This is a genomic window from Lactobacillus sp. ESL0237 (assembly GCF_003692985.1).
Lineage (GTDB): Bacteria > Bacillota > Bacilli > Lactobacillales > Lactobacillaceae > Lactobacillus > Lactobacillus bombicola.
In genome coordinates this window covers 83,744-104,019 of the sequence record NZ_REHE01000007.1, presented here as the reverse complement: position 1 = coordinate 104,019, position 20,276 = coordinate 83,744, and the positions used below count along the sequence as shown (strand labels likewise).

The window sequence follows — 20,276 nt, the reverse complement described above, 5'->3', positions numbered from 1 at the left end:
TGGCTTGATTCATTATGAAATTAAAAGAATTTTGGCAAGAGCCGCAAAAAAGAACAAAAAGATACTATATTATTGACAATACGCTGAGTGCTATTACGCATGGCATCGGCTTTTGTCTCGCTATAGCGGGGTTGATTTTATTGATTATTAAAGCTGTTTCAACCCATAGTACAGTAAGAATTATTACCTTCAGTGTTTATGGAATTTGCTTGTTGCTACTATACCTTTTTTCAACCCTTTTTCATAGTTTAATATTTACAAAAGCACGAAATATATTTCAAATTTTTGATCATTCCTCAATTTTTCTTTTAATTGCTGGTACCTATACGCCTTATTCATTAGTAGTCATTGGCGGTAGATGGGGTTGGTTCTTGTTTAGTTTAGTTTGGCTATTAGCAATTTTGGGCATACTTTACTACATTTTCAATCGGGGCAAACATCGTATTTTAGATACCATAATATATGTTGGTATGGGCTGGTTAGTAATTTTAGTCGCCCAACAGCTATATGTTCGTCTGAGCCCAACTGGATTTTGGTTACTAGCTAGTGGAGGAGTAGCATATACTGTCGGAGCATTTTTTTATACCATGAGACGCATTCCTTATATACACGTTATTTGGCACCTTTTTGTTATTTTAGCATCTGCTTTAATGTATTTTTCAGTTTTATTCTACGTTTAAAAAGGCCGCAATTGCTTCTGGGCTATTTTCTAATTCACCTGCAACAACTGCTTTTTTGATTGTTAGCAATAAATTGCCTAACTCCGGCCCTGGTTTAATTCCCAAGTTAATCAAAAAACGACCATCAACCGCTAAATCAGCGGCTTTTTTTATTGGTAAAGCCCGATATCGGTTAACCAGGATTTCTGAACTAATTGGTTGTCCTAAAATACGTGCAACATCAATTGTATTCATTAAAGTTTCCTCACCAGCCTCAAATAATTCAAAATCTGTTGGCACATGAGCAGAAATCACATCAAATAAGGTAATAATTTTTTCTACCTTATTAGTCATTAAATTAGAATTTTTCCAACTGCGCATAAAGTTCGCTATTTGGCGGTTAGGAATCTTAAGTAAAATAGCAATCACACTCCAGAGACTCGTTTCTAAGTGGGGATTAAACTTTAAATTGGGATAAACCGCTAGCAAGTTTTTTTTACCAGCAAAATTTGGAACTTCTTCACTAAGATGGGTATTCAAAAATACTGCAAAAGCCCTTCTAGAATCATTCCCTAATCCCATTTTTACAAATTCATCTCGAATCCGTTCAACTGAAATTTTGGCTAGCAACGGATGCAACTCTTTTAGTGCTGTTGCTGTTTGTTTTTCCAATCTGAAACCTAGTTGACTCATAAATCGAACCGCACGCATCATTCTTAAAGCATCTTCATGAAATCGTTCTAGCGGATTGCCAACTGCTTTAATTAAATGCTTATGTAAATCACTTAATCCATCAAATAAATCAATGATATCTCCACTAGTATTCATTGCCAGAGCATTTATAGTAAAATCGCGTCGTTTAAGGTCCTCAGCTAAACTACGTACAAACGTCACTTTATCAGGGCGACGAAAATCTTGATAGCCTGATTCAGTCCTAAAGGTTGTTATCTCATAACTTTCCCCATTATGTAAAACTGTTACTGTACCATGTTTAATTCCGGTATCAATTGTTTTAGGAAAAAGCTTCTTAACCTCTTCAGGATAAGCGCTTGTTGCGATATCAATATCATGTATTGGCCGCTTTAGCAGCAAATCACGAATTGATCCTCCAACAAAATACGCTTCATATCCAGCTTGTTCTAATATTTTCAGCACTGGTAGTGCCGATAAAAAAATTGAAGGTAATTTATCTATTTTCATTCTTAATCAACTCATTTAACTTAGTATTTTTATTTTCAAAAGACTTTATTTCTGGTATGTTTAAGGGGCTATATTTAAGAACTTAAAAGAAAGATTTATATTATGTCAAAATTTAATAAACACAATCTTTTAGAATTGTTAATGATTATGCTAGGCTGCGCTATTTATGGTATTAGTCTAGATATGATCTCAGCTCCCAATAATTTAACTGACGGTGGTATAAGTGGTATCTCACTACTTTTACGTCATTTTTGGGGAATTAATATGGGACTATCATCCCTTTTATTAAATATTCCCTTAATTATTTTAGGTTATCGTTACATGGGAAAGCGTCTTTTAGCCTATACAATTTGGGGGACACTTTGGTTATCCTTCTTCTTATGGTTTTGGCGCTTGGTACCTATTATATCGCAATTAAATCTAGAACACGACCTCTTCTTATCTTCAATAATGGCCGGTGCTTTGTCAGGAATTGGACTAGGACTAGTTTTTCGCTACAACGGTACTTCTGGCGGCACAGATATTATTGCCCGTATTTTACAAATGAATTATGGTATTTCTTCTGGTAAGGTTTTGCTAATCTGTGATGCACTAGTACTCTTTGCCTCACTTTCATATTTGGATATTAAACATATTATGTATACTTTAGTTGCTTCTTTTATTTTATCCCGGGTAATGGATGCCGTTCAGCAAGGAACAACATCAGCTAGAGGTCTATTAATTATTTCCAATAAATATCAAGAAATTGCTAAAATGATTGACTTGAAATTGGACCGCGGTTTTACTTATTTAGAAGCACAAGGAGGCTATAGTAAGCATAAGCGCCCCGTCATTTATTTAGTTGTGTCGCCAAGAGAATTGCCTGCTATTAAAGATTTAATAGCTGCAGAAGATCCTAAGGCATTCGTTAGCGTAATCAAAGTCCATGAAGCTGTTGGTGAAGGCTTCACCTATAAGCAAAAACAACGGCACTTTTTTATCCGAAAATAGTCTTTAATTAAAAAAACTGTTGGAATTTCCAACAGTTTTTTTGTTTAATTATAAATCAGCATACATTTCTTGCATTTCAAAATCTTCAGGTTCTAATTTTAAGTATCTTTGTAGTAACTGCTTCACAATATCAGTTGAGTGCGCCTGAGTTTTAAAAAAGCGAATCATCTGTTTTAAAAAGGCAGCGTTATTTTTGAATTCAGGATAAACCAATAGATACTCACTTTTAGCCTTATCGGCTTGTTCTAAATTTTGATATGACATAGCCATATTCCAATGTGCTCGCGGCTCAATTTCATCTTCAGCAACATTTTTGAATAATTGCAGATTTTCTGTATCCTTGCCTTCACGAAGGTATAAGTTAGATAACTGCAAGCGTAAATCTTCACTTTCAGGAATATTCTTCAAACCCTTTTTAAGCAATTCCTCAGCCATTTTATTATTGTTAAGTTTAACCGCCGCTAAGGCGCCTTCTACATACAAAACAGGATCAAATTCGTTGTATTCAATACCAGTTTGGGCCATATATAAAATTTGCTCATTATCATTCTTATGTTTATAAGCAGTAACTAACAAGCGATAAGCATTAGCATAGTCTGGACTCTGTCCAATAACTTCATTCAAATACTTAATTGCCAAATCATCTTCATTGACTGTTAATAACACTAATCCGGCTTGATATTTACTATCAATGTCTAATAACGAACTATTATTACTTTTAATTACTTGGCTAGCTTCTTCATACCGACCTAATTTTGCTAAAGTTTGAAAAAGTCGGTCATTTAAACTAATTTCACCAAAACTTTCTTGTCGCTTTAATAAATCCTTATATAACTCAAGTGCATTCTCATATCGACCACTAAGATAATCTATCTCAGCTAAGCCAAATTTTATAACATCTTCATTGGGAGCAAGCTGAGATGCCTCCGTCAATTTACTATAAGCTGTTTCTAAAAAGCCATTGGTCTGATAATAATCTGCTTGTACTAAAAGACTATCAAGATAAGCTGGTGATGCATTAGAAATATTGTAAAGTAAAGATAAGCCATCGTCATCTTTGCCATCATTTAATAAAATTTCAGCTAAATAAATTTTAAAAATATCTTCCTTGGGAAATTGAGCGATAAGACTACGATAGACTTGTTTAGCTAAATCAGTAAAACCAATATTAGTTAAACTTTCAGCTAATGATGCTAAAATTTCTGGTTGGTCGCTCTCTAATGCTTTCTTTAATAAAATATTTGCTTGAGAAAAATCTTGTTCTTCAATTGAATCAAGTAATTGTTCTGAATAGCTCATATTATTCCTCCACTTAATCAGATTACATCCAGGTGTCTATTATAGCTCTTTTATAAATTTTTTTAAGTAAAAAAAATGATGGCCAAAAATGCCATCATCTTTTTATTAAAAACTATTTAACTGCCTCTTTAAGAGCCTTACCTGGTCTAAAAGCAGGAACAACACTTGCTGGTATCTCGATTTCATCACCAGTTTGTGGATTACGACCTTTACGAGCTGCACGTTGACGCACTTCAAAAGTACCAAAACCAATTAATTGAACTTTTTCATTTTTAGCAAGATCATCTTGAATTGAGCTAAAAATTGCATCAATAGCTGCAGCAATTTGCTTTTTAGTTAAATCGGTTTTTGATGCTACCTCATTAACTATATCAGCTTTATTTGCCATCTGGAATTCACCTCCCAAAATAAAATCTCCATCTAGAGATTCTCAACTTATCCTTCAAAAAAGAATAAGGAATAAATGATTATTTAAATCATCATTTCTCTGTTCTTAAAATAGCACAAAACCCTTAGTACAACAAGCAATTTAATCAAAATTTGTGTTTTTTATTATTTGCTAAATACAAACTATTTTCTTTTACGTGCAATAATCTTAACTGGAGTTCCAGAAAGATTGAAATTATTACGCAACTGATTGATTAAAAAGCGTTGATATGAAAAGTGCATTAATTCTGGATCATTCACAAATACCACAAATGTAGGTGGTGCTGTAGCAACCTGAGTCATATAATATAATCTAAGTCGCTTACCCTTTATCATTGGTGCAGGGGCTAATTTACTTGCGTCAAGTAATAAATCATTTAAAATACTTGATTGGATACGTTGAGTTTGATTTTGATGCACCAATTTAACTAGTTTTGCTATTTGATCAAGATTTTGTCCAGTTTTGGCCGAAACAAATAAAATTGGCGCATAATCTAAGTACTGAAATTCCTCTCTGATTACTTGTTCAAATTCTTTACCACTATTACTAGTTTTTTTGGGCAAGTCCCATTTATTGACTACAATAATGATACCGCAACCAGCTTCATGAGCATAACCTGCAACATGCTTATCTTGCTCACGAATACCAGTACTTGCATCTAATACAAGACAAACTACGTCAGAATGTTCAATTGCACTCATTGCTCGCATGACAGAATATTTTTCAGTTTTTTCGTAAACTTTACCACGACGCCTAATTCCAGCTGTATCGACAATTCGAAACTTAGTGCCTTCTTCATCAATAAATGGAGTATCTACAGCATCTCGTGTTGTGCCTTCTTCATTATTAACAATTACCCGCTTTTCACCAACTAGTTTATTAACAATTGACGACTTACCAACATTGGGACGACCAATCACGCTAAAACGTATTTGATCATCATTTTGTTGGTCTAGGTCTTTAGGTAGTTCACTCACTATACAATCAAGTAAATCTCCAATTCCAGTCCCATGAACACTTGAAATTGGAATTGGTGTTCCTAATCCTAAACTATAAAAATCATAAATATCCATTCTTTGTTCAGGATTATCGGCCTTATTTACAGCAAGAACAATTGGCTTTTTAGTTTGATAAAGCATCTGTGCAATCCGTTCATCTAAGTCAGTTAAATGATTAGTAACACTTGTCAGAATGACAATAACATCCGCTTCTTCAATTGCAATCTCTGCTTGCGCTCTTATTTCATCTTCAATTCGACTATTTTCCCAGGTTATTCCACCTGTATCAATCAAATCAAATTTATGCCCCATCCACTCAGCTTGAGCATAATTACGATCACGAGTAACACCAGGCTTATCTTCAACGATTGCTAAACGCTCATTGATTATCCGGTTGAAAAGAGTAGATTTACCAACATTGGGTTGTCCTACAATTGCAACTACAGGTAAAACCATATTTCCAGCCTCCCTTAAAAATAAAAATGCCGACTTTAAGTTAAGTCGGCATTTTTTATTAAAACTAACGACGATCTTTTAATTGGTCACCTATAATGTCACCTAAAGCAAAGCCACTGTCATCGCTATTCATATACTTTTTATTAACTGCACTTCTATTGTAAGAATTGTGTGAACGTGTACTTTCACTATCTGAACTCTTAGCTTCAGTAGCTTTCATTGAAAGTGAAATTCGACGATCATTAGGGTCAATGTTAAGTACTTTAACTTTAACTGTTTCGCCGACTTTTAAAACATCACTTGGTTTATCTACATGCTTATATGATATTTCAGAAACATGAACCAAACCTTGAATTCCATCAGCTACTTCAACAAAAGCACCAAAATTAGTTAAAGACTTAACTTCACCTTCAAAAATATCACCTTCATGAAGTTCTGCTGTGGCTTGTTCAAATGGGGATGGTTCAGTTTGCTTAATTGAAAGGGAGATGCGATGTCTGTCATCATCAATACCAATTACTTTAACTTTAACCTCTTGACCAGATTTTAAAACATCACTTGGTTTATCTACATGCTTGTATGATATTTCGGAAATATGAACTAATCCGTCAACTCCACCAACATCAACAAAAGCACCAAAGTTAGTCAAACGAGATACCTTACCTTCAACGATGTCTCCCACAACTAATTGTGATGCAACACTGTCAAAAGCTTCTTCACGCTCTTCTTCAATTAAATCTTTGTGTGAAAGAATCAGACGATTCTTACTTGGGTCAATCTCTGTAATCTTAAGTTTCATTGTTTTACCAATATATGGCTTAAGATCCGAAACGTAACGATTTGAGATAAGTGAAGCTGGTAAAAATCCTCTAGTACCAACGTCAACTAGTAAACCTCCACGAACTGAAGAAGTTACAGTACCCTCAATTGGATTTCCTGCTTCAAAATCTTTTCTTAGTTCTTCGTATGCTTCTCTTTCCTTTAAGCGAGTAACTGAGAAGAAAAATTCACCGTTTTCTTTATCGCCACCAGCTTTTCTTAAAACTAAAGCCTTAAAGTTATCACCTGGCTTAACAGCATCACGTAGATCGACGTTGCGATCTGAAGTGTATTCACGACGAGGAATTACACCTTCAACACCGGCATTTACAACACCGACATCGATTTGGCCTTCTTCAACATCCAACACTTCAACATCTACAATATCTCCGACCTCAACCCCTTGCATTTGCTTTAATGCATCTAAAAATTGATTACTATTTTCTGACATTATTTACCTCCCGATATCATAACCTAATTTTAAATGAAAGTTAGATATTTTTCTACTGTTTTATCCCCTTTTTTCTAGTTTTTTTTGACTTTTTTTAATTTCTGTCAAAATTGCATCAACTACTTGGGCAATTGTCATATTTGTTGTATCAATTTCAATTGCACTGGCAGCTTTTCTTAAAGGAGAGATTTTGCGGTGAGAATCTTTATAATCACGAGCGGTAATATCTGCTTCAATTTCTTCAATTGTTTGGGAATTTTTGATACCACGTTCTTTAAAATCTAACATTCGCCTTTTGGCACGAGAATAAGCTGAAGCAATTAAAAATATCTTCACCTGAGCATTAGGCAAAACAGTAGTTCCAATATCACGTCCATCCATTACCACGTCCATTTTTCCAGCCATTTGTCTTTGAAGATCGACCATTTTTGCACGAATTCCAGCTAAAGCTGAAACTTGTGAAACATTAGCTGAAATTTCGGGAGTCCTAATTTCTTGTGAAACATCCTGCTTACCAACATAAACTCTTTGCTCATTATTAATAGTTTGAAATTCTATTCCTTCTGCTTCAACTGCTTTTAAAATTTCTGCTTCATTACTATAATCTATACCATGCTTTTGGGCAATTATCGTACATGCACGATACATTGCTCCAGTATCAATATAAATAAAATTTAATTTTTGTGCGATAAGTTTTGCCACTGTACTTTTTCCAGCTGAAGCTGGACCATCAATTGCTACTTGCATTCCAATAAAAAAGGGACATTCAGTCCCTATCCTTTCTATATTTATTTCACTTTAAGTATTTGATTAACTTTAACTTGGCTATCTACATTAAGCTGATTTAGACTTGCGAGCTCTTCAATACTTAAATTAAATTTTTCGGCAATACTTGATAATGAATCTCCACTTTTTGCTACATACTGTGTAGGCTTAGTTTGCACTTTTGGGGGTTGCCTTTTTTTCTTTTGTTCAGCTTTTGGCTGAAGCCGGTTTTGAGGTACAACCGATTTTTTTAGCTTGTCATGCTTTTTTACCGATTTTTTTAATTCAACTACTCGTTCATTAATTGACCCATTTGTAGCTAAGTGATGAACAACCGGTACAAGTGCAATAATACTAAGAATCAGAATAGCCATCCACACAATCCACCCTCTTGATGTTGCTTTATGGATCACTGTTCTAGATTCATTCGGACGCTCGTAATGTAAATACGGGCCCTTGGGTTTATGGCTCATCTAAAAACCTCCTTCACTTAGCTTGTTTTATTTTAGCATATTTAATTATTATTTTGGATAAAAAAATCGACCTCATATGTGGTCGATTAAAATCTAGTAAAAAATTAATTTTTCAAATTAAAATAGCGCTGTACAAACGGCTTTAAACTACCCAAAACTGTTTCAAAAAGTAAATAAACTACTGTGCCGTTAATGGCACCCTTAATTAAATTAAAGGGAACAATAATTCCTGCAATATAGCTACTCATTGACGGAATATGAAGCAATTGCCCTAAGTAAACTTTTTCTGTAAAACTTAATAAACCTGAATAACCATCAATTTTTGGTAAATTGGGCACAGTTGTTACAGCATAAACAGGGGTCAAAACTAATGCATTGAGTACAGACAAAACCAAAGTCATTGCAACAATTCCTAAAATAACTCCTAAAATTGGCTGCAGATGTCTTTTTACCATACTTTTTTCATGAACATCAATTTTTTTAGTGAAAAAATAAAAAGGTAATGCAAATGAAATTGTTGCCACAAAAGCTGCTAATTGACCTACTATACTTGGCAAGGAAAAACCTTTATAAATTAAAGAAATAAACATTCTAATAAAAGCAATAAATATTCCTGGACCAGAACCAAATAAGAACATCCCAATAGTAACAATTACATCTGAAAAGTCAAACTTTAAAAAACTTGCTACTGGTAGTGGAAATGCAATAAACATCAAAATAAATGCAATTGTACCAATCAATGCATAAGCAATAATATTGGCTAAATTACTTCCATTCTTTGTTTTCAATGAACTTACCTCCAAAAAATAATTGGTCTGTTGCTTCTAGCAACAGACCAATTAAAAGTAAGCATCATCTTGGCTCTTAGCTTAGTCTGTCTTCTTTCATCTAGACTTTAACTATCGGTATCTTAAACGATTCCACCACTTACGTGGGTCGTGGACTTTCACCACCGGTCGGGATTTTCACCCTGCCATGAAGACAACAAACTCGATATTTAACTACAATTATAATACTAATCTACCTGCTTTAATCTGTCAACCTCAGCATGACTTAATTCACGGTACTTACCAGAGATTAATGAATCTAAGGTTAAAAAGGAATATTTTTCACGTGAAAGTTTTCTTACTTGATGATTAACAGCTTTAAACATCCGCTTCACTTGGTGATAATGACCTTCGTGAATCGTTAATTGAACTATTTGCATATTTTTCTTTTTATCCGTCCGAATAATTTTAACTTTTGCTGGAGCACATTTTTGATGGTCAATCATTATTCCCCGTTTAAGCAGACTTATTTCTTCAGGCAGTAGCTGGCCACTAATTTTTGCTACATAGACCTTTGCTACTTCACTGCGTGGGTGCATTAGTAAATTGGCTAACTGACCATCATTTGTCATTAACAATAACCCAGATGTATCATAGTCAAGCCTACCTATGGGGTATAAACGATACGGTAAATCTTCGAAATAATCAGCTACCGTTTTTCTGCCTTTATCATCACTTACGGTTGAAACTACACCTCGCGGCTTATAAAAAAGATACGTATGCAAACTCTCACGTTCAATTGGTTCACCGTCAACCGTTATATTACTGAAGGTATCTACTTTGGTACCGAGTTGAGTAATAATCGCGCCATCAACTGTTACCCTACCTTCTTCAATCATTTTTTCGGCTTTGCGGCGCGAGGCAATTCCAGCTTCGGCAATTACTTTTTGTAAACGTTCTAAAACCATTGTTATTCTCCTTTTGGCAATTTCGCCAAATTTTTATCTGCTTGTCCTTTAGTGGTAAATAAGTCAATTTCTCCGTCAGCATTAATTTCGTTAACTTCAAAATCTTCAATTAACGGTAAATCAGTTAAACTTTGATATCCAAAATATTGCAAAAAATAATCACTAGTAACATATAAATTGGGGTGGCCAGCAACATCCTTTTTACCTTGAACTTTAATTAATCCGCGCCAAATTAACGTTTGTAATGCGCCTGATGAATTAACTCCCCGAATTTGATCAACTTCAATACGCGTGATAGGCTGTCTATATGCAATAATAGCTAATATTTCAAGCGCTGATTGACTCAAAGTTTTAGTTAAATCTCTTTGAAAAAAGCTAGTAACAGTTTTACTAACTTCAGGTCTAGTAGTTAGCTTATAATTATGATTAACATGTAGTACTTGTAATCCAGAATCAACGTTTGATTTAAGCTGGCTAGTCAATTTGGTAGCCATTTCACGTAAGGCAGATTGCTCCACATGTAATAACTCACAAAGATTTTCACTCTCAATCCCGTTATCACCAGCAAGATACAATAATGCTTCTAGTTGAGCTATTTTACTTACCATTATTATCAATTCTTTCTAATTTTAAATCACCAAAAGTACAAGCTTGTTTAACCTTAATCTCTTTCTTCTTGCAAAGTTCAAGTAATGCCAAAAATAAACCAATAAAATCAGATAGATTTTGTAACTGATCTGTACAAGAAAAAAAACTAATAACTTTATTCTCAGCGAGTTTTTCTCGCAAAAAATCAATCATTTGCGTTATAGATTTTTCATTTACTTTGACTGAAGCAAGATTAGGCTGGCGTAATTTTAAACGTTGTAAAACTACAATAAAAGTATTAGCTAAGTCAGATGAAGTTATTTGTCCTAAAGGCAGAGGTTGAATTTCTTTAGTTTGGGGCACACTCTCTTCTTTAGATGCTGTAATTGGTACTTTTTCATTACGTTCTTTAAAGTATGCCGAAATTTTTTTAAAAACAGAGTATTGAACTAATTGCTGAACTAATTCTTCTCTAGGGTCTTCTTCTGGTTCATCTTCATTGACAAAATCATTTTGTGGCAAAAGTGATTGTGATTTTATCCGCAATAATATAGAAGACATCACAAAATATTCACCAGCAATTTTCAAATTTAGTCGTTGCATTTCATGGAGATATGCCAAATATTGGCTAGTAATTTGAGCAATCGGAATATCATAAATATCGATTTTTTGTGATTTAATCAAATGTAACAGTAGGTCAAGTGGACCTTCAAAATTTGGTAATTCTAAAGTTAGATTATTACTCATAATTCCTTATTTTTAAAATATTCAACTAATTTAGTAAATTCAGGCAGTGCCGTAATCCGTTTATCAGGATTATTGCATGCCAGTTCATGTATAATTTTACCTTTATACCTAAGTTGGCGGTAGTTGGGAGACAATGAAAGATACCGAATGACAATAAAATCTTTATAATTTTGAATGCCGATTACACCAATAAAATTTGAATTTAACTCACGATACAAATAAAGCTGAAACTCGCTACTATTTTTATTTAGTTCAATTTCTTCTTTTAAAACATTAATATTTTTAAAATCATCTAAATAAGACAAAAGTCCCATAGCAATTTTTTCATTGTCATTCTTACATTCAATTAGCATATAATTACCTAAATTCGCGGATGCGTCTTTGAATATACTTCTAAAATGTGCTTTTGTGACAAATTAGTATAAATTTGTGTAGTACTAATGTCAGTGTGTCCTAATATTTCTTGAACCACACGCAAATCGGCCCCATTTTCTAACAAATGAGTAGCAAAAGTATGGCGCAAAGTATGCGGTGTTACATTTTTTGGAATTTGGGCTGTTTGACAATAATGCTTTATTATTTGCCAGACAGCCTGTCTAGTTAACGATCCACCACGGTTATTAAGAAAAATGTAATCATTATATTTGCCAACACGCAAAAGCAGTCCATCACGCACCTCTTTTTGGTATTTTTCAATCCAGGAGATAGCCACCTCACTGATTGGAATTAAACGTTCCTTTGATCCCTTTCCAAATACCTTTAACAATCCTAAATCAGCATGTAAGTCGGTAAATTTTAAATTAATCAATTCACTAACCCTAATGCCAGTTGCATATAGAGTTTCTAATAAAGCACGGTCACGTATGCCCAATTTTTTATTTATATCTGGTTGTTCTAAAAGGGTAGTTACCTCTTTGACACTTAAAGCGACTGGTAATAAGTGTTGCTTTTTAGGTGAATCAATTTCTTGCATCGGATTTAACTTTTGAATATGCTGGCGTACAAGCCATTGATAAAATTTGCGCAAACTAGATATCATACGACTAATCGAACTGGTTGCTTTATTTTCATCCCGTAATTCAGCCAAAAATGCATCAATATCAATTGCACTAGTTGGCCAAGAAGTCATCTTCTCTTTTTTTAGAAATATTAAAAAATCAGTTAAATCCTGCCGATAAGCAATACAAGTATTATTACTTAAGCCCCGTTCAATTTGACAATGTCGCAAATAATCATCAACATTTTCCTGTAAATTATTCATTTTCAATTGCTTTAGGATCTTTAATTAACGTGATTGTTCCAGCTACCTTATCTTCTGTAATATATTTTGCTTTAAGCAAATGACCTACTGCCCGTTTAAAAGAAGACTTAGATATACCAAAATAATTCTTAATTTCTTGAGCATCTGATTTATCGTAAAAAGGCAAAGTTAAATCACCTTTTCGGCGCAAACTCATTAAAATCATCTCAGCATCTTCATCAATTTCTTCAAAGGCTCGTGGTAAACTGCTTAAATTTAAACGGCCGTATTGACTCACTCCAATTACGCGACCCTTGAACTGTTCCCCTAAACGTAATGGTCTTCCCATTTGGGAAGAATGAACAAAGCCAAGATAATAATCGCTAGTAATAACAAAGGCCCCTACCTCGCGGCTTGAATAAACGGTGCCAAAAATATCTTTATTTTCCATATTATTGGGAAAATGCGTCGATAGCTGATTAAAAATATCTTCGTCAGCTAATTTGGCCCAAATACGATCTTTATGATCTGTTTCTAAATGAACCAAAAGTTGGTCATCTTTATGGGGCCAATGGCTTTTATCAAAGGGCAAGTCATCCACTGATACCACTACATCTTTATCAGGTAATCCTATATCAACAAAAACCCCCAAATCATATTTCACCTCAGTTACTTTACTCCAACCATATTGATCAGCTTGAACAAAGGGCAAAAACTGCGTCATTTGGCGATTATGTTGTTTATCATCATATAAAAAGCCTTGAATTTGATCACCCAAATTAGGTCTTTCGTCTTGTGTAAGTTCTTTTTGCTTTAATTCATAAGTTATTCCTTCAACTTGAACATAAAATGAATTCTCATTTTGGTCAATTATCTTACCTGTTGCAACCGTGCCCAGCATTATCTGCACTCCCCTAAAATATAATATTTCTTTTCATTAAGTATAACATTTTAGAATAGTAAAGTGATATAAGTCAATATTAATTAAGGGCGAATACTTGATTAAAATTAAAATAGCCAGCCAATCGGCTGACTATTTTAATTATTTATTACTGCTAATTAAAGGTTAGCAATTTCACCTTGATAAATGGCACCACGACGTGCATCAACAGTAATAGTTATATTACTTGCAATTCTTTCAGTTGCTTCAGTTACCCCAACTACAACAGGAATTCCAAGCGATAATCCTACAATTGCTGCATGAGAAGTCAATCCCGAAGCTTCAACTACTAAACCAGAAGCTTTTTTAATTGCAGGCAAGTAATCAGGATCAGTGGTCTTAGCAACAAGAATATCGCCTTCTTTAATTTGGCTATTCGCTTCTTCGGCACTGTTAACTACTAATGTTTTTCCTACAACGGAACCGTTACCAACACCCAATCCTTGAGCTAGTTTGCTACCGATAATTTGCAACTTCATTAAGTTAGTTGTACCTGAATCACCAACCGGTACACCAGCAACGATAATTACTAAATCACCATCTTTAACATAACCTTGTTCCTTAGCAACCTTAGCAGCTACTTCAAACATATCATCAGTTGATGAAGGCTTGTCAGTAAGTAGTGCTTGTACACCCCAAGTAATTCCCAATGAACGTTGAATCTTTTCATCAAAAGTCAAAGCCAAAATATTTGCATTTGGACGATACTTAGAAATCATTCTTGCAGTATAACCAGAATTAGTAGCAGTAATAATTGTTTTAACTCCTAATTCTTGAGCTGTCCGAACTACTGATTCACCAATTGCTTCAGTAACATTAGAACCCTTGTACTCTTCAAATCTTTGCAAAGCCAAAGTATTACGCTTAAGCAATTCATCTTCAGTTCTTTCATCGATCTCGGCCATCGCTTTAACAGCATTAATTGGGTAAAGACCATTAGCTGATTCACCAGATAACATTGTAGCATCTGTTCCGTCTAAAACTGCATTAGCAACATCAGAGACTTCAGCACGAGTTGGACGTGGATTTTCTTGCATTGAATCAAGCATTTGTGTGGCTGTGATAACTGGCTTACCCAGAGCATTAGCACGCTTGATTAAATCCTTTTGCACAAATGGGACATCGATAAATGGAATTTCTACTCCCATGTCACCACGAGCAACCATTAAACCATCTGAAACTTGTAAAATTTCATCAGCATTATTGATACCTTCTTGTGATTCAATCTTAGGATAAATCTTAACGTAATCACAACCAGCATCCTCGCAAAGCTTGCGAATATCTAAAATATCCTGTGCCTTACGGGCAAATGAGGCAAAAATAAAGTTAATTCCATGTTCAAGACCAAATTTAATATCATCAGCATCTTTTTCAGTAATTCCTGGAAGACGAATTTCAACTCCAGGTGCATTAACACCCTTCTTTGATCCAATGACACCAGTATTTTGAGCTTCACAAACTAATTCTTTGTTAGCATCATCTTTTTCCTTGATTAACAAGTCGACCAAACCATCATCGATTAAAACGTGTCCCCCAACATGAGTGTCATCGTATAATCCTTCATAAGTGACATGAATTTTATCTTTGTTACCTGCTTGTGAATCATCCATTGAAACACGAATTTCATCACCAGTATTAATAGTAAACTTGCCACCTTCTTGGTCAGTAGTTCTAATTTCAGCCCCTTTAGTATCTAATGCAATACCTAGAACTAAACCAGTTTCCTTTTCAACTTGGCGAACCATATTCATCCGTGAAAGGTGTTCAGCATGGTCCCCATGTGAGAAGTTAAAACGAAATACATTTGCACCAGCCTTAGCTAAAGCTGTAATAGTTGCAACATCATTGGAAGCTGGTCCTAACGTACTAACAATTTTAGTTTTCTTCATTATCTAAAAATCTCCTCAAATTGACTATTTAGTCATTTCTTTATTAATATCTATTAATGTTTCATCACTGTCATGTTTTCCATCAAATAAATCAAGGATATCATGAGTTTCAAGCTTTCCATTCTCCATACCGACAGCTAAACCGCCTTTACCATCAAGAAGTAACTTAACCGCATAATTTCCCATCTTTGTAGCATTGATTCTATCCAAAACAGATGGTGAACCACCACGTTGCATATGACCTAAGATATTAGCTCGGGCATCAAAATCACCATACTTTAAAAGCTCGTTTCTAAAGTCATCGGCAGTCATCACACCTTCAGCCAATACGATAATACCATTATCCTTGCCATCTGCAAAGCCGCGTTTCAACGTTTCAGCAATTTCTTTAATATCATATGATTGCTCAGGAACAACAATTGCATCAGCACCACTTGCTAAACCTACCCGCATGGCAATATCACCACAATTGCGGCCCATCACATTAACAATGAACACGCGATGATGGCTACTTGCCGTATCACGAATTTTATCAATAGCTTGCATGGCTGTTTGGCATGCAGTATCTAATCCAATTGTATATTCAGTATATGGAATATCATTGTCAATAGTACCTGGCAAGCCAATTGAATTAATGCCCAAGCGAGTTAAAGCAAGTGCACCATGATAAGATCCATCACCGCCAATTACGATAACAGTATCAATATCGTGCTTCTTTAATTGCTCCACACCTTTTTCTTGCACATCTTTTTGTGCAAATTCTGGATAACGAGCACTATAAAGAAATGTACCACCTAAATTAATCAAGTGGTCAACATTTTCAGCAGTTAGTGTAACAAAATCTCCTGCAACTAACCCGGCAAAACCATAACGAATACCAACAACACCAAGTCCATGATGAATAGCAGTTTTAGTAACAGCTCTAATAGCTGCATTCATACCGGGAGCATCCCCGCCACTTGTTAAAATACCAATTCGTTTCATGAATTCACCTCATCAAGATTTTATTGTGTAATTTCTCACATCAGTTAAATTCTAACATTAATTTATAAAAAAATCTCAAAAAAATTATATATTATCCCGTTTTAGCTAACTTTTAATGTGTTAGCGTTAACAGTTAATAAGTTGCCATTTGATACCCTAACTTTTAAAATTAACAATTTTTAATTTATTTAATAAATATTGTTTTTGGCTTGTATCATAGCGATCATTTTGAACTTTTATTTCTAATAAATAAATAGTGCCGACCTTTAAGTTTGCTTTAAACTGGTCATAAACACCAGGAAAGATAACAATATCTTGGCGACTAGTTGAATCAGCAAACACACTAAAAGCCATTGTTGCCCCTTTTTTAGTCTTAATTAATTTTAAAGTCATTAATTTTCCAACAGCGATACCAGTTTCATTTATGTTAAATTGACTCAAAGGCTTGGCATTAAATTTTACTGCATATTTTTGTACAGCAATTAATGGCGACGTAAGCGTTGAAAAGCCTAAGGTTTCTTCTTCCATTTGCGCTTTTTCTTGTTTCGAAGGCATGGAGGCTTGTTTAAGTGGTACACCCCCTAGACTTTCTGAAAGAGCAATATTTTTACCTGTTAGTTCAACATTTTCAATGATTTCTTGACTATTTTCTAATAATTCATTGCGATTGGGATCCAGCCGATCAAAACAACCTGCTTTAATTAGCGTTTGAATCACTTTGGGTTGAATGAATTTAGGATCAACCTGCCGTAAAAAATCACTAAAAGATGTAAATTTACTTTTTGCTCGAACTTCAATTATTTGCTTTAAAAAATCAAGACGGATATTTTTAATGGCACGTAAGCCAACAATTATTTTCCCATTTTTAATTTCATAATCTAAGCCGCTTTGATTAATATCTGGCGGTAAAATTTTCACCCCCAATTCTTGAGCTTGCATTACTAAATCATTTGTCTTCAACTGATTGGCACTTGTGGAATTCAACATTGCTGTATAAAATTCAGTCGAATAATGAACCTGTAAGAAAGCCAGCCAAAAGGCCAATTTGGTATAAGCAACCGCATGTGAGCGGTTAAAGCCATAATTAGCAAATTCTGCAATATAATTATAAACTTTTTCAGCTACGTCTTTAGAACGGCCTTTCTTTATTGCACCAGCTATAAATTTACTACGTTCTTGTTCAATGACAACTTGATTTTTCTTCGACATTGCACGCCGTAAGATATCGGCTTCTCCTAGAGAAAAGCCAGCTAAAACTTGTGCGGTTTGCATAACTTGTTCTTGATAAACCAAGATACCATATGTTGGCGCTAGTATTTTCTTTAAACTAGCATCTGGATAAGTTACTTTCTCTTTTCCCTGTTTTCGAGCAATAAAAGATGAAATATTTTGCATTGGTCCGGGACGATAAAGCGCATTCACCGCCACTAAGTCTTCAAAATTATCTGGATGAAGCCGGCGTAACACCTCTTTGATACCACTTGATTCAAACTGAAAAATCAACCCTGTATTACCTGTTTGAAATAACCTGATGGTTTCAAAATCATCAAGTGGAATTTGATTGGCATTAAATTTCTTCCCTTGAGCATGAATTAATTCCTCAGTTTCGCCTAAAATAGTTAAATTACGCAACCCTAAAAAATCAATTTTTAGTAGTCCTAAAGCTTCAACATATGCCTTAGTTTGCTGAGTAACAGGTATCCCGAGTTGACCTGCTTGCAAGCCACTAATTGCTGCAATTGAATTATCACTAATAACTAATCCTGCAGCATGAATGGAATAGTGCCGCGGTAAGCCTTCTAATTCTTGCGCTGTTTTAAATAACAGCTTATTTTTTTCATTTACATTTACCAAGAGTTTCATTTCAGGAGAAGATTCATATGCTTGTTTTAGGGTAATCTTCCCTTTAGAAAAAGTAACACTATTTGACCATTTACTCAATTCGGCCTCACTTAGACCAAAAACTCTTCCAGTATCACGTAAAACTTGCTTTGCTGCTAAAGTACCAAAAGTAAGAATTTGAGCAGCGTGGTCCATGCCATACTTTTCATACATATACTTAATTACAGCATCACGCCGATTATCTGGAATATCCAAATCAATATCTGGCATTTCATGCCGCGCAGGATTCAAAAAGCGTTCAAACAATAAATTATATTGAATTGGATCTACTTCAGTAATTTTCAAAGCATACGAGACAAGTGAACCACAAGCTGAACCACGTCCAGGTCCCATAGCAATATTCACACGGTGACAATAGCTAACAACATCCCATACAATTAAAAAGTAATCATTAAAATCCATTTCATCAATCACTTTTAACTCGTAGTCTAATTGATGCTGATATTGCATTGGAACAGTTTGTCCACTGAAACGCTGTTTCAATCCCTGTTGCGCTAACTCATTAAGATATTCTTTAGAAGTTTGAAACTTATTCTGTTTATACTTAGGTAAAACTGGCAATTGAAAGGTAATTTGTGCTGTACATTTATTAGCTATTTCCCATGTATTGCTGACCGCTTGATCAAGGTCTAAACTATGGTAGCGCTCACTTATTTCCTCAGTTGAAGGTAAATAGTGCGAGCCACTTTGCTTTGCTAAAGATTGAACATTGGGTAATACACTACCATTTTTAACAGATTTTAAAGTATGCCGTAGGAATTGATTTTCGGGCTTTAAATAACGTGTATCTTCAACGCAAACTAAGGGTAGTTTAAATTGTTTAGCTAGCATTTTGACATATGAAATATAAACTTTTTGTTTTGGTGACCCGTAAACTCCTAAATACAATTCACTTGATTTGGGTATAATCCCAATTAGTTTTCGTACAAAATCATTGCCCAATCGTTCGTCTTGTCCTTGCAAATTCAAAAGTTCACTATAAGGATTTGCTGGAACAATTAAAATTAAATTGGTCAAATCTTTAGTTAGCTCTGTCAAAGTCAAAACTTTTTTATTAGTTCCATTATCAGTTTTTAGGTTGATTCTGCTTGATAAGCGTAAAAGATTACGATAACCAGCATCATTTTTTGCTAGGACAATCAAATCATATTGATTAAACGTATCAATTAAGCCATTCACTCGAATTTGCATTCCTAAAAGTGGTTTAATACCTACTTCTTGAGCTAATTCGAAAAAATTTACTAACCCATAAGTAACATTAATATCTGTTAGGCTGATTGCCTCATAACCTTGTTTTTTGGCAGCTAGCAACAAGTCTTTAATTTTTGTTGGACTTTCTAACAATGTAAATGCACTAATATTCTGCAGCGCAGCCATTTTCATTTTTCATGCCACCTTTCTTACTAATATAAGTATACCAAAAACCACCTTTAAGATTTGAAATCAAACGCTAACTTTGTTAAAATTCATCTATGAAAGAGGGAACTTTTATGGGGCGATATATTGTAACTATTGGTTGGAGTATTGTTTATATGTTAATCGTTGGTTTTATTGCTGCACCTTTAACACAGAACGTATTTAATTTTGGTGAAGCTATAGTTGTAGGTATCATTTTTGGACTACTATTTGCAGCAACTATCCCAACAATTACAGCTCATTCAACTAAAGATAAAAGTAAGTATTCAAATTTAAAATAAAAAAAGCAGACGGCAAT

The 20,276-nt window shown here is 34.4% G+C and carries 20 protein-coding genes and 1 riboswitch; of the genes, 3 read left to right on the top strand and 17 right to left on the bottom strand.

Features of this window, described 5'->3' with window-relative positions; genetic code table 11:
* The first annotated feature begins 14 nt into the window (after nucleotides 1-14).
* On the top strand, nucleotides 15-680 hold the full coding sequence (locus F5ESL0237_RS03440; protein ID WP_122021635.1) for a hemolysin III family protein: 666 nt from the start codon (nucleotides 15-17) through the stop codon (nucleotides 678-680).
* Here the strand turns inward: F5ESL0237_RS03440 and F5ESL0237_RS03435 are convergent.
* Nucleotides 666-1,859 (bottom strand): CCA tRNA nucleotidyltransferase, encoded by a 1,194-nt coding sequence (locus tag F5ESL0237_RS03435; protein ID WP_122021634.1) that lies wholly within the window; start codon nucleotides 1,857-1,859, stop codon nucleotides 666-668. The genes F5ESL0237_RS03440 and F5ESL0237_RS03435 overlap by 15 nt on opposite strands.
* 102 nt (nucleotides 1,860-1,961) lie before the next feature.
* On the opposite strand from F5ESL0237_RS03435, the gene F5ESL0237_RS03430 reads away from it, so the two are divergent.
* On the top strand, nucleotides 1,962-2,849 hold the full coding sequence (locus F5ESL0237_RS03430; protein WP_122021633.1) for a YitT family protein: 888 nt from the start codon (nucleotides 1,962-1,964) through the stop codon (nucleotides 2,847-2,849).
* Between the two features lie 48 nt (nucleotides 2,850-2,897).
* On the opposite strand, the gene F5ESL0237_RS03425 is transcribed toward F5ESL0237_RS03430, so the two are convergent.
* The 16 genes from F5ESL0237_RS03425 to F5ESL0237_RS03350 all read right to left on the bottom strand — a co-directional run bounded on the left by F5ESL0237_RS03425 (nucleotide 2,898) and on the right by F5ESL0237_RS03350 (nucleotide 19,945).
* On the bottom strand, nucleotides 2,898-4,148 hold the full coding sequence (locus tag F5ESL0237_RS03425) for a peptide-binding protein (RefSeq protein WP_122024640.1): 1,251 nt from the start codon (nucleotides 4,146-4,148) through the stop codon (nucleotides 2,898-2,900).
* A 112-nt stretch (nucleotides 4,149-4,260) separates the two neighbouring features.
* Nucleotides 4,261-4,536 (bottom strand): HU family DNA-binding protein, encoded by a 276-nt coding sequence (locus F5ESL0237_RS03420; RefSeq protein WP_090091881.1) that lies wholly within the window; start codon nucleotides 4,534-4,536, stop codon nucleotides 4,261-4,263.
* A 182-nt stretch (nucleotides 4,537-4,718) separates the two neighbouring features.
* Entirely contained in the window at nucleotides 4,719-6,029 is a 1,311-nt protein-coding gene (gene der, locus F5ESL0237_RS03415) for a ribosome biogenesis GTPase Der (protein ID WP_090091880.1), read from the bottom strand.
* Between the two features lie 64 nt (nucleotides 6,030-6,093).
* Nucleotides 6,094-7,299, bottom strand: coding sequence for a 30S ribosomal protein S1 (rpsA, locus tag F5ESL0237_RS03410; RefSeq protein ID WP_090091879.1), 1,206 nt, complete (start codon nucleotides 7,297-7,299; stop codon nucleotides 6,094-6,096).
* A gap of 60 nt (nucleotides 7,300-7,359) precedes the next feature.
* Nucleotides 7,360-8,046: a (d)CMP kinase gene (cmk, locus tag F5ESL0237_RS03405; protein WP_122021631.1), complete on the bottom strand. Its 687-nt coding sequence runs from the start codon at nucleotides 8,044-8,046 to the stop codon at nucleotides 7,360-7,362.
* Nucleotides 8,047-8,087: 41 nt separating this feature from the next.
* Nucleotides 8,088-8,537 carry a LysM domain-containing protein gene (locus tag F5ESL0237_RS03400; protein ID WP_122024639.1) on the bottom strand — a complete coding sequence of 150 codons (450 nt, stop codon included), beginning with the start codon at nucleotides 8,535-8,537 and terminating at the stop codon, nucleotides 8,088-8,090.
* 104 nt (nucleotides 8,538-8,641) lie between these two features.
* Nucleotides 8,642-9,325, bottom strand: coding sequence for an ECF transporter S component (locus F5ESL0237_RS03395; protein ID WP_233551881.1), 684 nt, complete (start codon nucleotides 9,323-9,325; stop codon nucleotides 8,642-8,644).
* 84 nt (nucleotides 9,326-9,409) lie between these two features.
* A riboswitch (FMN riboswitch) is annotated at nucleotides 9,410-9,524 on the bottom strand.
* Between the two features lie 28 nt (nucleotides 9,525-9,552).
* A complete protein-coding gene (locus tag F5ESL0237_RS03390; RefSeq protein WP_122021628.1) occupies nucleotides 9,553-10,272 on the bottom strand; it encodes a pseudouridine synthase in 720 nt (239 codons plus the stop codon).
* A 2-nt stretch (nucleotides 10,273-10,274) separates the two neighbouring features.
* Complete coding sequence (gene scpB, locus F5ESL0237_RS03385) at nucleotides 10,275-10,880, bottom strand: SMC-Scp complex subunit ScpB (protein WP_122021627.1); 606 nt, start codon at nucleotides 10,878-10,880, stop codon at nucleotides 10,275-10,277.
* Nucleotides 10,870-11,607, bottom strand: coding sequence for a ScpA family protein (locus tag F5ESL0237_RS03380; RefSeq protein ID WP_199688762.1), 738 nt, complete (start codon nucleotides 11,605-11,607; stop codon nucleotides 10,870-10,872). The genes scpB and F5ESL0237_RS03380 overlap by 11 nt, the downstream gene beginning before the upstream one ends.
* On the bottom strand, nucleotides 11,604-11,960 hold the full coding sequence (locus tag F5ESL0237_RS03375) for a reductase (protein WP_122021625.1): 357 nt from the start codon (nucleotides 11,958-11,960) through the stop codon (nucleotides 11,604-11,606). Before F5ESL0237_RS03375 ends, F5ESL0237_RS03380 begins: the two co-directional genes overlap by 4 nt.
* A gap of 8 nt (nucleotides 11,961-11,968) precedes the next feature.
* Nucleotides 11,969-12,868 (bottom strand): site-specific tyrosine recombinase XerD, encoded by a 900-nt coding sequence (gene xerD, locus F5ESL0237_RS03370; RefSeq protein WP_122021624.1) that lies wholly within the window; start codon nucleotides 12,866-12,868, stop codon nucleotides 11,969-11,971.
* Entirely contained in the window at nucleotides 12,861-13,748 is an 888-nt protein-coding gene (locus tag F5ESL0237_RS03365; RefSeq protein WP_122021623.1) for a S1 RNA-binding domain-containing protein, read from the bottom strand. The genes xerD and F5ESL0237_RS03365 overlap by 8 nt, the downstream gene beginning before the upstream one ends.
* A 158-nt stretch (nucleotides 13,749-13,906) precedes the next feature.
* On the bottom strand, nucleotides 13,907-15,676 hold the full coding sequence (gene pyk, locus F5ESL0237_RS03360; protein WP_122021622.1) for a pyruvate kinase: 1,770 nt from the start codon (nucleotides 15,674-15,676) through the stop codon (nucleotides 13,907-13,909).
* 24 nt (nucleotides 15,677-15,700) lie between these two features.
* The gene (gene pfkA / locus F5ESL0237_RS03355) at nucleotides 15,701-16,660 is read right to left on the bottom strand and encodes a 6-phosphofructokinase (RefSeq protein ID WP_090091861.1); all 960 of its coding nucleotides are present in this window, start codon (nucleotides 16,658-16,660) and stop codon (nucleotides 15,701-15,703) included.
* Nucleotides 16,661-16,816: 156 nt separating this feature from the next.
* Entirely contained in the window at nucleotides 16,817-19,945 is a 3,129-nt protein-coding gene (locus F5ESL0237_RS03350) for a DNA polymerase III subunit alpha (protein ID WP_122024638.1), read from the bottom strand.
* Between the two features lie 107 nt (nucleotides 19,946-20,052).
* Here F5ESL0237_RS03350 and F5ESL0237_RS03345 point away from each other — a divergent pair, with 107 nt between their 5' ends.
* On the top strand, nucleotides 20,053-20,259 hold the full coding sequence (locus tag F5ESL0237_RS03345; RefSeq protein ID WP_118896447.1) for a DUF2929 family protein: 207 nt from the start codon (nucleotides 20,053-20,055) through the stop codon (nucleotides 20,257-20,259).
* The last annotated feature ends 17 nt before the right edge of the window (nucleotides 20,260-20,276 follow it).